This is a genomic window from Pseudomonas guariconensis (assembly GCF_024127895.1).
GTDB classification, from domain to species: domain Bacteria; phylum Pseudomonadota; class Gammaproteobacteria; order Pseudomonadales; family Pseudomonadaceae; genus Aquipseudomonas; species Aquipseudomonas guariconensis_B.
The window spans coordinates 69,522-83,637 of record NZ_JAMYBK010000013.1 but is presented as its reverse complement, the minus strand read 5'-3'; the positions used below and the strand labels follow the sequence as shown (position 1 = coordinate 83,637).

The 14,116-nt window shown below is 66.4% G+C and carries 11 protein-coding genes; 10 read left to right on the top strand and 1 reads right to left on the bottom strand.

Annotated features, from left to right (window positions below):
* Positions 1-255 precede the first annotated feature (255 nt).
* The 4 genes from fae (at position 256) to NJF35_RS15020 (ending at position 4,690) form a co-directional block, all read left to right on the top strand.
* The gene (gene fae, locus NJF35_RS15035; protein WP_225789666.1) at positions 256-768 is read left to right on the top strand and encodes a formaldehyde-activating enzyme; all 513 of its coding nucleotides are present in this window, start codon (positions 256-258) and stop codon (positions 766-768) included.
* Positions 769-778: 10 nt separating this feature from the next.
* Complete coding sequence (locus NJF35_RS15030) at positions 779-1,813, top strand: aldo/keto reductase (protein WP_225789667.1); 1,035 nt, start codon at positions 779-781, stop codon at positions 1,811-1,813.
* On the top strand, positions 1,810-3,249 hold the full coding sequence (locus NJF35_RS15025) for an NAD-dependent succinate-semialdehyde dehydrogenase (protein ID WP_253091216.1): 1,440 nt from the start codon (positions 1,810-1,812) through the stop codon (positions 3,247-3,249). Before NJF35_RS15030 ends, NJF35_RS15025 begins: the two co-directional genes overlap by 4 nt.
* An 88-nt stretch (positions 3,250-3,337) precedes the next feature.
* Entirely contained in the window at positions 3,338-4,690 is a 1,353-nt protein-coding gene (locus NJF35_RS15020; RefSeq protein WP_225789669.1) for an MFS transporter, read from the top strand.
* Positions 4,691-4,754: 64 nt separating this feature from the next.
* Here NJF35_RS15020 and NJF35_RS15015 read toward each other — a convergent pair whose 3' ends face one another.
* Positions 4,755-5,630 (bottom strand): LysR substrate-binding domain-containing protein, encoded by an 876-nt coding sequence (locus tag NJF35_RS15015; protein WP_225789670.1) that lies wholly within the window; start codon positions 5,628-5,630, stop codon positions 4,755-4,757.
* Between the two features lie 238 nt (positions 5,631-5,868).
* On the opposite strand from NJF35_RS15015, the gene NJF35_RS15010 reads away from it, so the two are divergent.
* The 6 genes from NJF35_RS15010 (at position 5,869) to NJF35_RS14985 (ending at position 14,033) form a co-directional block, all read left to right on the top strand.
* A complete protein-coding gene (locus NJF35_RS15010; RefSeq protein ID WP_410896979.1) occupies positions 5,869-7,044 on the top strand; it encodes a hypothetical protein in 1,176 nt (391 codons plus the stop codon).
* A 27-nt stretch (positions 7,045-7,071) separates the two neighbouring features.
* Positions 7,072-8,010, top strand: coding sequence for a LysR substrate-binding domain-containing protein (locus tag NJF35_RS15005; protein WP_225789671.1), 939 nt, complete (start codon positions 7,072-7,074; stop codon positions 8,008-8,010).
* A 305-nt stretch (positions 8,011-8,315) separates the two neighbouring features.
* Entirely contained in the window at positions 8,316-9,740 is a 1,425-nt protein-coding gene (gene aldA / locus NJF35_RS15000) for an aldehyde dehydrogenase (RefSeq protein ID WP_225789672.1), read from the top strand.
* A gap of 70 nt (positions 9,741-9,810) precedes the next feature.
* On the top strand, positions 9,811-11,103 hold the full coding sequence (locus NJF35_RS14995) for an MFS transporter (RefSeq protein ID WP_225789673.1): 1,293 nt from the start codon (positions 9,811-9,813) through the stop codon (positions 11,101-11,103).
* Complete coding sequence (locus NJF35_RS14990; protein ID WP_225789674.1) at positions 11,100-12,317, top strand: mandelate racemase/muconate lactonizing enzyme family protein; 1,218 nt, start codon at positions 11,100-11,102, stop codon at positions 12,315-12,317. The genes NJF35_RS14995 and NJF35_RS14990 overlap by 4 nt, the downstream gene beginning before the upstream one ends.
* Positions 12,318-12,368: 51 nt before the next feature.
* Entirely contained in the window at positions 12,369-14,033 is a 1,665-nt protein-coding gene (locus NJF35_RS14985; protein ID WP_225789675.1) for a GMC family oxidoreductase, read from the top strand.
* Positions 14,034-14,116 lie beyond the last annotated feature (83 nt).

The following is a 14,116-nucleotide window of genomic DNA, read 5'->3' as shown; positions in this document are numbered from 1 at the left end:
CATCAGTCAAGGCTTTGCAGACGATGGCGCGCACGCGACCTCCCGACCTATGACTTGCACGCATAACCCGTTGACTTCTTCTCCCTACTGCTCCTTCTCCCCCGCCTGATACAACTGGCCGCGACATCGCCCAAGAACAACAACGAGCGTCGCGCCATGCCTGCATCCCCACGTTCTCGCATGCCCCTCCTTGCGCCAGCACGCTGCGTCGTTGCCCCAGGTTTCGTTCATTCCATCCATTGATCGAGGTATCCCATGCAGCCACTCGCCCTATATATCGGTGAAGGTTTCGAAGGCCCAGGCGTCAACGCCGCGCACATCAACATCCTGCTCGGTCCGCGCAACGGCCCGGCCGGCCAGGCCTTCGCCAACAGCCTCGCCTCGCCCAGCCAGGGTCACTGCCCGTTCATGGTGATCGCCCAACCGAACATCCCGGTCAAGCCGATGACCCTGTACGTGAACAAGGCCGAGATCAACGGCGAGCTGCACGGCAACGCCACCTGGGGCGCATCCCAGGCCGGCATCGCCAAGGCCGTGACCGAGGCGCTGCTCGACGGCACCCTGCCGGCCGAGGCCGAGGACGAGTGGGCCATCGTTACCGCCAACTGGGTCAACCCCGCCTGCGATGACCTCGATGCCGTCTACCTGAACAACTACAACGCCTGCCGCACCGCGATCCGCGCCGCCCTCCAGGGCCTGCCGGCGCGCGCGCAACTGGCCGATGTGGTCGATCGGATCACCAACCCCTTCTACACCCCGAAAGCCTGAGGTGCCCGCCATGCAATACATCCGTCTGGGCCACTCGGGCCTGCAGGTCTCCAAGCTGTGCCTCGGCACCATGAACATGGGCACCCCGCAGTGGAAGCCCTGGATCTTCGATGAAGCGGCCAGCGAGCCGATCGTCCGCCATGCCCTGGACAAAGGGGTCAATTTCATCGACCTGGCCGACTTCTACTCCGCCGGCGTCGGCGAGGAAGTGGTCGGTCGCATCCTCAAGCGCCTGGTGCGCCGCGACGACGTCGTGGTCACCACCAAGGTGGGCTACGGCACCCGCAGCGGCATCAACGCCAGCGGCCATTCGCGCAAGCACATCTTCGACGGCATCGATGCCTCGCTCAAGCGCGCGGGCATGGACTACTTCGACGTGTACATGCTGCACTTCTTCGACATCAACACCCCGGTCGAAGAGACCATGGAAGCGCTCAATGACATCGTGCGCGCCGGCAAGGCCCGCTACATCGGCGTCTCGACCATGCTCACCGGGCAGTTGGCGAAGATCCTTCTGGCCTGCGAGCGCCACGGCTGGGCCAAACCGATCAACATGCAGTTGCAGCTCAACTGCGCCTACCGCGAGGAAGAGCGCGAGATGATCCCGTTCTGCCGCGACCAGGGCCTGGGCGTGTCGGTGTTCAGCCCGCTGGCACGCGGCCTGCTGACCGGCGACGCGCAGTCCACCCGCAACCAGACCGACTTCTTCACCCAGCAGATGTACAGCGACGAGGTGTCGTTCGAGATCGCCCGTTCGGTACAGCGCGTCGCCCAGCGCCACGGCGTGTCCAACGCCCAGGTGGCCCAGGCCTGGGTGCTGCGCCACCCAGGCGTCGACAGCATGCTGGTCGGTGCCGACTCCACCGCACAGTTCGACAGCGCCCTGGCGGCCCTGGAAATGCACCTGGACGACGAGGACCTGTACGAGCTGGAACGTAACTACACCCCCTGCGACCTGATCAACGACTACACCGCTGGCAAGCGCATCCTGCGCGTGACACGTCCGCCGCGTGGCGCTTTCGCGATCCAGGAGGCGGTGGCATGAATGCACTGCTCAAAAGCGGCCACTACATCGACGGCCAGTGGCTGGAAAGCGGCCCCACCTACCCGGTGTTCAACCCCGCCAGCGGCCAGGTCATCGTCGAGGTAGCGCGTGGTGGTGCCGAGCAGACCAATGCCGCCATCGCTGCCGCCGAACGTGCCCTGCCGGCCTGGCGTGGCAAGCTGGCCAAGGAGCGCGCGGTGATCCTGCGGCGCTGGTCCGAACTGATGCTCGAGCAACGCGACGCGCTGGCTACCCTGCTCAGCCGCGAGCAAGGCAAGCCGCTGGCCGAGGCCAAGGGCGAAGTGGCCTACGCGGCAAGCTTTCTCGAATGGTTCGCCGAGGAAGCCCGGCGCGTCTATGGCGACATGATCCCCTCGCCCAAGGCCGACGCCCGGGTACTGGTGGCCAAGGAGCCGATCGGCGTAGTGGCAGCGATCACCCCATGGAACTTCCCCCTGGCCATGGTCACCCGCAAGGTCGGCCCAGCCCTGGCCGCTGGCTGCACGATGATCCTCAAGCCCTCCGAGGAAACCCCACTGTCGGCCTTCGCCCTGGCGGTTCTGGCCGAACGGGCCGGCGTACCGGCGGGCGTGTTCAACATCGTCTCCGGCGACGCCCCAGCCATCGGTGGTGCGCTGCAGGCCTCGAGCGTGGTGCGCAAGCTGTCGTTCACCGGTTCCACTGCCACCGGCAAGCTGCTGATGCGCCAGGCCGCCGACACCTTGAAGAAAGTCTCGCTGGAGCTGGGCGGCAACGCCCCGTTCATCGTCTTCGACGATGCCGACCTGGACGCTGCGGTACGCGGGGCCATGGCCTCGAAATTCCGCAACACCGGGCAAACCTGCGTGTGCGTGAACCGCTTCTACGTGCAGGATGGTGTCTACGAGGCCTTCACCGCCAAGCTCGTCGAAGCCGTGCAGGCCCTGCGCGTGGGCGACGCATTGCAGGGCGAGAGCGATCAGGGCCCGCTGATCAACCAGGCGGCGCTGGCCAAGGTCGAGCAGCACGTGGGCGATGCTCTGGAGCAAGGTGCGCGGTTGCTCTGCGGCGGCCGCCGGCACGCCCTGGGCGGCACTTTCTACGAGCCGACCGTGCTGGCCGATGCACAGCCAGGCATGCTGATCGCCGGCGAGGAGACGTTCGGCCCGGTGGCCGCGTGCTCCCGCTTCAAGGACGAAGCCGAGGTACTGCGCCTGGCCAACGATACGCCCTACGGCCTGTCGGCATACTTCTACAGCCGCGACATTGGCCGCGTCTGGCGCATGGCCGAAGGCCTGGAAGCCGGCATCGTCGGCGTCAACGAAGGGATCATCTCCACCGAGGTCGCGCCCTTCGGCGGCATCAAGGCATCGGGCATGGGCCGCGAAGGCTCGAAGTACGGCCTGGACGACTACCTGCAAATCAAGTACGTGCTGATGGGCGGCCTGCACACCTGACCCGACACGTCCCCCCACGTACCGTGCCCCGCTCGGGGCGCGGTGCCCCCGCAAGGCCCTGACCCAACAAGAACAACGAGGTGTCAACATGACGGGACAGACAGTCAAGATCGATGACCTACCGATCGGTCGCTTCCATATCAAGATCGCCGGCCTGACCTTCGGCGCCCACTTCACCGACGGCTACATCCTGGGCCTGATCGGTATCGCCTTCACCCTGATCAACCCGCAGATGCAGCTCAACCCGTTCTGGCAAGGCCTGATCGGTGCCTCGGCGCTGTTCGGGCTGTTCTTCGGCAGCCTGTTCTTCGGCTGGATCTCCGACCGCCTGGGGCGGCAGAAGATCTTCCTGATCAGCTTCGTGCTGATCACCCTGGCCTCGGTGATGCAGTTCTTCGTCGAGAGCGCGATGCAACTGTTTCTTTGCCGGGTGCTGATCGGCATCGGCCTGGGCGGCGACTTCAGCGTCGGCCACGCCATGCTCGCCGAGTTCTCGCCACGCAAGCACCGCGGCGTGCTGCTCGGCTCGTTCAGCGTGATCTGGACCTTCGGCTACGTCGCCGCAACCTTCGTCGGTACCGCTCTGCTGCCAATGGGCGACGACGCCTGGCGCTGGATGCTGGCCTCCTCGGCGATCCCGGCGGCGTTGATCCTCATCGCCCGCATCGGCACCCCCGAGTCGCCACGCTGGCTGGTGCATCAGGGCCGGGCCGAGGAGGCCCGCGCCATCGTGCACAAGCACCTGGGGCCGCACGTGGTGCTCGACGACGAGATCGCCCGGCCGAGCCAGGCCGGCTTCGGCGCACTGTTCAGCCGCGAATACCGCAAGCGTACGGCGTTCAACTGCCTGTTCTTCATCTGCATCGTCATGCCCTACTTCGCCATCTATACCTTCCTGCCGTCGATCCTGCGCAAGATGGGGTTGGCCGAGGGTTTGGGCACCGAGATGATGCTCAACGCCCTGCTGATCGTCGGCGCACTGCTGGGAATCTGGTGCACGGTGAAGTTCAGCCGCCGCGGATTTCTCATCAACAGCTTCCTGGTCCTGGCGGCAGCGCTGTTCCTGCTGGTGCTGATGCCCGGCAGCATGGCCTGGGCGATGGTCGCGCTGTTCGGCCTGTTCACCCTGGTGCTGTCGGCGGTGAGCAACCTAGTCGGCGTGTACCCGGCCGAAAGCTTCCCCACCGAGGTGCGCGCCAGCGGCATCGGCCTGGCCACTGCAGCCAGCCGACTGGGGTCGGCGGTGAGTACCTTCCTGCTGCCGGTGAGCGTGGCCGGCATCGGACTGAACCCGACCATGGCGATACTCGGCGGGATCCTGTTGTTCGGCGCCCTGGTGTCGATGGCCTGGGCGCCGGAGACCAAGAGCTTGTCGCTGAACGAGGCGTGTCGGGGGGATGCGGCAGGTAACGGGGACGTGCGCAAGGCGGCCGTTGTGTAGCAAGGAGCGCAGCGGCCCTGAGCGTCTTGAGGTGAACAGCACCTGCAGAACCGGCCCGATCGCCTCAGGGATTGCTCACTGTCGCCAGCCACTCGGCGAACCGCTCGACCTTCGACAGCCCGCGCTTGTCCGCCGGCACCTCCAGCCAGTAGCCATAGGGCCCGATCACCTCTACCGGGGTGATCGGCAGCAGGCTGCCGCTGGCCAGCTCGCGCTCGATCATCTGCCGGTCGATCACCGCCAGGCCACCCCCAGCCAGGGCGGTGTGGATCACCTGGTCGAGGGTACTGAACTCGATGCCGCTGCCCGCATCGATGTCGTCGCGACCGGTGGCCGCCAGCCAGTTCTCCCAGACCTTCAGGCGCCGCCCCTCGTGGAGGATGTGCAGCAACGGGTGATGGCTCAGGCAGGGCTCGCGGCCGTCCTCGAACAGTTCCGGGCTAGCCACGGCGATGTGACGCTCCATCACCAGCAACTGACGACTGCCGGCCAGCGCTTGCTCGCGGCTGAACAGGATGCGGCAGTCGAGCTCGCCGGGATGCTCGTCATCACGCTGACTGGTGACGCTCAGGCTGATGTCGGGATAGCGCTGCATGAAACCGCGCAGACGCGGCGACAGCCAACGAGTGGCCCAGGTCGGCGGAGCGAGGATTCGCAGGCGCTGCCGCAAGTTGGGCACCCGTACGGCCTCCAGGGCTCGCTCGATGCGGTCGAAGGCCTCGCCCAGGTGCGGCGCCAGGGCGTTGCCCGCCTCGGTCAGGGCCAGCCCGCGCGGGCCACGCACGAAGAGGATCACGCCCAGGTAGTCCTCCAGGTGCTTGATCTGCCGGCTGACCGCGCCCTGGGTGACGTTGAGCGCATCGGCGGCGCGGTTGAAGCTGCGATGCCGCGCGACTTCCTCGAAGACCTTGAGCATGTTCAGGGGTGGCAGGGTACGCATGGCGGAGTCGCTGGTCGTTGTTTTTGTAGGACGATTCTACAGGTATGCCGCGCGCCGCAAACATGCGTTTTTCTCGGGTTACTGCTGCGTATTGGTCGTTTGTGCCGGGGCAAGGACCTTGGATAGGGTCGCTGACAGCCGGAGGTGGCATAGGGCCGCTGCCCGCGATACGGGCCACGCGGCGATCCCTTGCTCCCCCAACCCCGGATAACGACAAGAAACCACCCGAGGTCCCACTGTGTCCCCACTCCACCTGCGTCCCAGCCACCTGCTGTTCCCTGCCCTGCTGACCCTGGCGCCTCTCGCCCAGGCCGTGCCGATCACCGACCATCTCGACGTCGGCGGCGCCATCCGTGCACGCTTCGACCACGACCCGGACCGCAAGCTCGACAAGGCCGGCCTGGACACCATCATGTTGCGTGCCACCTACACCTCCGACAGCTGGATCGGTGCCGTGCGCTACCGCTTCTATGGCAAGGCCTACCCCTACCAGTACACCGACCAGGTCGGTGACATCGCCTTCGCCGAGTACGCCTGGATCGGCTACAGGTTCGACCCCGATCGCCAGGTGCAGGTCGGCCTCAACCAGATCCCGTTCGGCCTGCAGCCCTACTTCGGCAGCACCTTCTATGAAACCCTGGGCAACGTCATCGGCCTCGAGGACGTCGAGGCAGTAGGGGCCAAGTACATCCACCAGCAAGGCGACTGGAACCTGCAACTGGGCCTGTATGGCCGCCCGGCCTGGCCCGGGCGCGGCACCAGCAATGGCAGTACTTACTCCAGCGTGGTCACTGCCGCGGACGACTACGTTGCAGACGGCAATCGCAACCAGGAGCGGCAGATCGCCGTGGCGCGCCTGGCGCGCACCTTCGCCCTGGGCGACTGGCAATCGGAGGTAGGCGTCTCGGGGCTGACCTCGCGCCTGGAGAACCGCGACACCCACGACGCCGGTCGGCGCAATGCCGTGGCCCTGCACTACCTGGGCAACGACGGCCCCTGGGGCGTGCAGCTGCTGGCGGCGCGGCAACAGATGTCGCCGCGCAACCCGGACAACGGCGAACGGGTGACCTTCGGCGGCTACGACGGCACCTACAATGTCGCCAGCCGCGGTAACCTGTATGTCGGCGACCTGGCCTACAGCTTCCCCGGCACCTTCCTCGGCGACTGGGTCAGCGCAGTCAAGGTGTACGGTAACTACAGCCGCTTCGACAAGTCGGCCCAGGGCTTCGACACCTCCGAGCGCTTCATCCTCGGCACGTCGTTCTCGGTGCGCAGCTTCTACATCGCGGTGGAATGGCTCAACGGCCGCAACGACCCCTACATCGGCGGCAGCAGCTACACCGAGAGCCTGGCCCGGGGTGGTACCGACCATTGGGAAAACCAGCTGTACGCCAACATCGGCTATTACTTCTGACCCGTACGCTGCAGGAGAAACCGGCGAGTGAAACGCAAGATCCCGGCACTCAACGCCCTCAAGGCCTTCGAGGTGGCCGGTAGCACCGGCAGCTTCACCCGCGCGGCGGAACTGCTCAACGTCACCCAGAGCGCCGTCAGCCGCCAGGTCCGCCAGTTGGAGGAGCAACTGGGCGAGCCCTTGCTGCAGCGCCGTCACCACCACCTGCAACTGACCGATGCCGGGCGCACGCTGCTGCACGCCTTGCAGCAGTCGTTCGACCGCATCGAACTGACGGTGCGCGGCATCCAGCAGCGCCAACACCTCACGCGCATTCGCCTCAACGCCCCGCCGACCTTCGCCAGCCGCTGGCTGCTGCCGCGCCTGGGGCGCCTGCGCGAAACGCATCCGGAGCTGGAAGTGACCCTCACCACCCACTTGCAGGACAACCTGGCGGAAATCGCCACCCTGGACTGCGCGATCCGCTTCGGCAACGGCGAATGGGATGGCCTGGACAGTTCGCTGCTGATGCACGAGCGGCACATCGCGGTATGTTCGCCGTCGTTGCTGGCCCAGCAGGAAGAGCGCAGGGCTGACGTGCGCAACATGACCCTGCTGCATGTGCTGGCCCGCGAGGACCAGCGCTACCTGACCTGGCGCCACTGGCTGGATGCGGCGCGGATCCAGGGCGTCGACCTGCGTGGCGGCTATGAGTTCGACCTGCTGGACCTGGCCATTCGCGCGGCCATCGATGGCCTGGGCATCACTATCGCCGATCGCCAGATGGTCGCCCGCGAGCTGGCTGCCGGGCAGTTGGTGCAGGTGCTCGACGTACAGGTCGACGGGCACCAGTCGTACTGGTGGGTGACCCGCCCGGAGCAGGAGTTGCCGCCCCATGTGGAACGCTTTCGCGACTGGCTGATGCAGGAGGTGTGGCTGGCCGAACGCAACCTGGGCGGACCGTCGGAGGTGGCGGGCTGCGAGTGAGTGCGCCGTTGTATTGGGGCCGCTTCGCGCCCCGTCGCCGGCAAGCCGGTAGTCCAGGGGCCGAGTCGACCGCGAATGATGCGGCTTGCAGGGCCATGTGAGGCCTGCCGGCGATGGGCTGCGCAGCAGCCACTGGGTAACATGCGTTTTGCGCACGTTACCCCCACCTATTAATCGTTTGTTCCCCGCCCCCACCTGCGACAAATTGTCCGCCATAACCCACAAGAAACGACGGCCTCCCGCACCGGCCCCGCGCCCGCTGGCCAGCCTTCGTGGGCCCGTTCAACCCGCAAGCGGAACCCTCCATGCGTACAGAGCAGAACTTCATCGACGGACGCTTCGTCGAGCCGATCGCCAATCAACGGCTGACCGTGCTTAACCCCGCCACCGGCCAGGTCGCCGGCAGCGTGGCTGCCGCCAGCCATGAACAAGCCATCCACGCCGTCGCGGCCGCCACGCGCGCTCAGCGCGCCTGGGCGGCGCTGCCGGCAATCGAGCGCGGCCAGCACCTGCGCCGCCTGGCCGATGCCCTGGAGGCCTGCGCCGACGACATCGGCGCAGCGCTGGCCGCCGAATCCGGCAAGGCCCCCGATGAAGCCCGCAACGAAGCGCTGTACGCTGCCGAGATCACCCGCTACCACGCCGAGTGGGCACGGCGCATCGAGGGCGAGGTGATCCCCAGCGACAGCCGCGACGAGACGATTCTGCTCAAGCGCGAGCCCATCGGCGTGGTCGCCTGCCTGATCCCGTTCAACTACCCGGTCTACACCTTGCTACGCAAGGTCGCCCCAGCCCTCATCGCCGGCAACACGGTGGTGGTGCGGCCGAGCAACAACACACCGCTGTCGGCCTTCGCCATCGCCCGCGCCGTGCGCCGGGCACAGCTGCCGAATGGCGTGGTGAACATCCTGGCCATGCAACACGAAGTGGCCGCCACCCTGTGCACCCAGCCCACCGTGGGCATGATCACCCTGACCGGCAGCGTGCGTGCCGGGCGCACAGTGCTGGAGTACTGCAAGGCCAACATTGCCAAGCCATCGCTGGAGCTGGGCGGCAAGACCCCGGCGATCATCGAGGCCGATGCCGACCTCGAGGCTGCGGCAACGGCCATCGTGGCGTCCAAGACCACTCACTGCGGCCAGTTGTGCACCGCCATCGAACGGGTCTATGTACAGGCCAGCGTGCATGACCGTTTCCTCGCCCTGCTGCGCGAGCGATTCGCCGCCGTACGCTGCGGCGACCGGGCCATCGACCCGGCCTGCATGGGCCCGCTGGTCAGCGCCGCCGCCCGCGAGGAGATCCACGCCAAGGTCCAGCGCGCCATCGCCGCCGGTGCCCACCTGGAAGCCGGTGGCTACTGGCCGGCCGGCGCGGGCAACTTCTACCCCGCCACCTTGCTCAGCCATTGCCGCCAGGACATGGAGATCGTCCAGGAAGAGACCTTCGGCCCGGTGTTGCCGGTGCTGTCCTACGACACTCTGGACGACGCCCTGGCCATGGCCAACGACCACCAGTTCGGCCTGTCGTCGGTGCTCTACAGCGAGCACTACCGCAGCGCCATGAAGGTGGCCAGTGCCATCGAGGCCGGCGAGCTGTACGTCAACCGCACCCCTGCCGACCCGTACCAGGGCTACCACGCCGGCTGGAAGCGCTCGGGGCTCGGCGGTGACGACGGCAAGCACGGCATGCTCGAGTTCACCCAGACGCGCCTGGTGGTGCTCAAGCATTGACCGACACCGGCGCGCGGCCCGTGCGCCCTTCGCAACCCTTGGGGCGACAGCCCCGCCCGCGAGAACCACAATGAAAAAAACAATAAATACCGAGGCACTTGCCGTGCCCGCAGCTGCCGCCAACCTGTCCCGCTACCTGCAGTTGGCGTTGCTGGTGCTGGCCGCCGGGGGCATCTATCCGATGCTGTACCTGCGCCAGGTGTACCAAAGCACCATGCTCGAGGCCCTGGCCATCAGCAACAGCGAGCTGGGCTACCTGTACTCGATCCTCGGCACCGCCTTCCTGGTCAGCTACCTGCCCAGCGGCTGGCTGGCCGATCGCCTGTCGCCGCGCTTGCTGATCAGCTTCTCGCTGGTCGCCACCGGCCTGCTCGGTGTGTGGTACGCCCAGTTGCCGGGCTTCGAATCGCTGCTGGCGATCTTCTGCGGTTTCGGCATCACCACCGGGCTGACCTTCTGGGCATCGCTGATCAAGCGGGTCAAGATGATCGCCGGTGAGGCCGAGCAGGGCCGCTTCTTCGGCGTACTGGACGGTGGCCGCGGGTTGGTCGAGGCGCTGCTGGCGACCGTCGCCATCGCCCTGTTCGCCCAGGTTGCCGACGACAATGCCGGCAGCGCCCTCGGCTTGACCCGGGTGATCCACTTCTACGCTGCCTGCTGCGTAGTGCTCGGCCTGCTATTGGTGCTGGTGCGCGACCCGCAGGGCAAGGCCCGCGACGGCTCCCCCCGGGAGAAGGCCAACCTGCTGCACGACCTGCGCACCCTGGCGGCGATCCCCGAACTGTGGTTGGTCACCGCCATCGTCTTCTGTGGCTATCACTTCTTCTGGGCCACCTACAGCTTCTCGGCCTACCTGCAGGAAGGCGGTTTCGGCCTGAGCGCCACCGCCGCCGGCCTGATCACCACCCTCAAGCTGTGGATGCGGCCGCTGGGCGGCATCGGTGGCGGCTGGCTGGGTGACCGCTACTCGAAGGTTGGCGTGCTGGCCTGGGCGATGGTCCTGGCGGCGCTGGGCATGATCGGCCTGATCGTGCTGCCGAGCCTGCGCGCATTGGGCGTACTGGTATTCCTGGTGATCTTCATCGGCCTGATGACCTACGCCATCCGCGGCCTGTACTGGGCGATCCTCGACGACTGCCAGGTACCGCTGCGGGTCACCGGCCTGGCCATCGGCATCATCTCTCTGGTCGGCTACTCGCCGGACGTGTTCCTGCCTCTGCTCAATGGCTGGATCATCGACCGCTTCCCCGGTTTTCTCGGCTACCAGATCTATTTCTCCTACGTCGTGGCGATGGGCCTGCTCGGTGTCGTCGCCACCCTGGTCCTGAACAGACGCATTCAAGCAAAGGCAGGCAAAGCATGAAGATCGTATCCCTCCAGACCCACGTGGTGGCGGTACCGCCACCGCACATCGGCGGCATGTACTGGCTGTTCGTGACGCTCAAGACCGACTGCGGCATCGAAGGCGTCGGCGAGATCTACGCGGCGACCTTTCACCCCCGTGCCATGGTACCGGTGATCGAGGACGTGTTCGCCCGCTACCTGCTCGACCAAGACCCGCACCATATCGAGCGTTTCTTCCGCCGCGCCTATTCCAGCGGTTTCACCCAGCGCCCGGACCTGACCATGATGGGCGTTGTCAGCGGCCTGGAGATGGCCTGCTGGGACATCATCGGCAAGGCGGCGAACAAGCCGGTGTACGAATTGCTCGGCGGCCAGGTGCACGAACGCCTGCGCGCCTACACCTATCTGTATCCGCTGAACGCACGCGGCGAATACGACTACAGCGACCCGGACCTGGCCGCCGAGTGCGCCGTACAGAACATGCAACTGGGCTTCACCGCACTGAAGTTCGACCCGGCCGGCCCCTACACAGCGTTCTCCGGCCACCAACTATCGCTGGAGGTGCTGGAGCGTTGCGAGGCCTTCTGCCGACGCATCCGCGAGGCGGTCGGCAACCACTGCGACCTGCTGTTCGGTACCCATGGGCAGATGGTGCCGTCCTCGGCCATCCGCCTGGCCAGGCGCCTGGAGAAGTACGACCCGTTGTGGTTCGAAGAGCCGATCCCGCCGGGCCAGGAAGAGGCCATGGGCCAGGTCGCGGCGAAGACCAGCATCCCCATCGCCACCGGTGAGCGGCTGACCACCAAGTACGAGTTCTTCAGGCTCATGCAGGCCGGCGGCGCCTCGATCCTGCAGATGAACGTCGGGCGCTGCGGTGGCCTGCTCGAAGGCAAGAAGATCGCCAGCATGGCCGAGGCCTACTACGCGCAGATCGCCCCGCACCTGTACAACGGCCCGATCGGCGCAGCGGCGAGCTTCCAGCTGGCCGCCTGCACGCCGAACTTCCTGATCCAGGAAAGCATCGGTACCTGGGACGGCTTCCACGCCGAGATCCTGAAGAAACCGTTGCAGTGGGAGGACGGCTACATCATCCCCTCCCGCGAACCGGGCCTGGGGGTCGAGCTGGACATGGCGGTGGTGCGTCGCCACAGCGGCTACGAGGGCGAGCGCCTGCACCTGCAGATGGCGCCGGACCCGGTCGACGTCAAGGACGTCTCGCCAGCCAAGGGCTGAGCGCCGTGCCGCTCCCAGGGAGCGGCCCTCCATTCACAGGGTTAGCTATACATGAAAGATTTCGACTACATCATCGTCGGCGCCGGATCGGCCGGCTGCATCCTCGCCGCACGCTTGAGCGCGTGTGGCCGCTACAACGTGTTGCTGCTCGAGGCCGGCGGCAAGGACAGCTCGCCGTGGTTCAAGCTGCCGGTGGGTTTTGCCAAGCTCTACTACAACCCCACCTTCAACTGGATGTACTACAGCCAGCCCCAGGCCCAGTTGGCCGGGCGCAGCCTGTATGCACCACGGGGCAAGGTCCAGGGCGGCTCCGGCTCGATCAACGCAATGATCTACGTGCGCGGCCAGGCCCATGACTTCGACGACTGGGCGGCCAACGGCGCCGAAGGCTGGTCGTTCAAGGACGTGCTGCCATATTTTCGCAAGCTCGAGTCCCACCCGGCCGGCGACAGCGAGTACCACGGCGCCAGCGGGCCGATCGGCATCACGCCGATGAAGGGCCAGGCACACCCGATCTGCGACGCCTTCCTCGAGGCCTGCGGCCAGCTCGGCTACCCGCGCAGCGAGGACTTCAACGGCAAGCGCTTCGAAGGTGCTGGTATCTACGACGTCAATGTGCGCGACGGCCGCCGTTGCTCCAGCAGCTTCGCCTACCTGCACCCGGCCCTGGGCCGGCGCAACCTCAGCGTGGAGCACCATGCGCTGGTCGAATGCGTGCTGTTCGAGGGTTCGCGCGCCAGCGGCGTGCGCATTTCCCAGCGCGGGGTACAGCGCACGTTCCACGCCAGGCATGAGGTGATCCTCGCCGCTGGCGCGGTGGATACCCCGAAGATTCTCCAGTTGTCCGGCATCGGCGACCGTGCGCTGCTATCGCAGCACGGTATCGAGACCCTGCATCACCTGCCGGCGGTGGGCAAGAACCTGCAGGATCACCTGTGCGTGAGCTATTACTACAAGGCCAGCGTGCCGACACTCAACGATGCATTCGGCTCGCTGCTCGGCAAGCTCAGGCTCGGCCTGCAGTACCTGCTGACCCGCAAAGGCCCGCTGGCGCTCAGCGTCAACCAGGCTGGCGGTTTCTTTCGCAGCGACGAGCACCAGCCGTACCCCAACCTGCAGCTGTATTTCAACCCGCTGTCGTACCGAATCCCCAAGAGCAACAAGGCCAGCCTGGAGCCAGAGCCTTATTCCGGCTTCCTGCTGTGCTTCAACCCATGCCGCCCAACCAGCCGTGGCGAGATCCGCATCGCCTCGCGCGACCCGGCCGCCCCGGCGCTGATCGACCCGAACTACCTGAGCACGCAGAAGGACATCGACGAAGCTATCCAAGGCAGCCGACTGGTACGCCGCATCATGCAGGCACCGGCGCTCGAGGCGATCACCCTGGAGGAAGTGCTGCCCGGCCCGACGGTGGACGACGACCAAGCCATGCTCCAGTACTTTCGCGAGAACTGCGGGTCGATCTACCACCTGTGCGGCAGTTGTGCCATGGGGAGCGACACGGCCACCACGGTGGTGGACAGCCGCCTGGCGGTACACGGGCTGCAAGGGCTGCGCATCGTCGACGCCTCGGTGTTCCCCAACGTGACCTCGGGCAATACCAATGCGGCGGTGATGATGGTGGCGGAGAAAGGGGCGGACCTGATCCTCGAGGATGCCGCACGCGAACAGCCCACCGCGGAGGCCCAAACCGAGCCGGCGCGGCGTTCGGCCTGAAGCAGGGCCGGCTTTACGGCCGCCCCCAACCGGCATTGCGACAATCCACCACACCGGCCCTCTATCCCGGCGATCCATCCGAA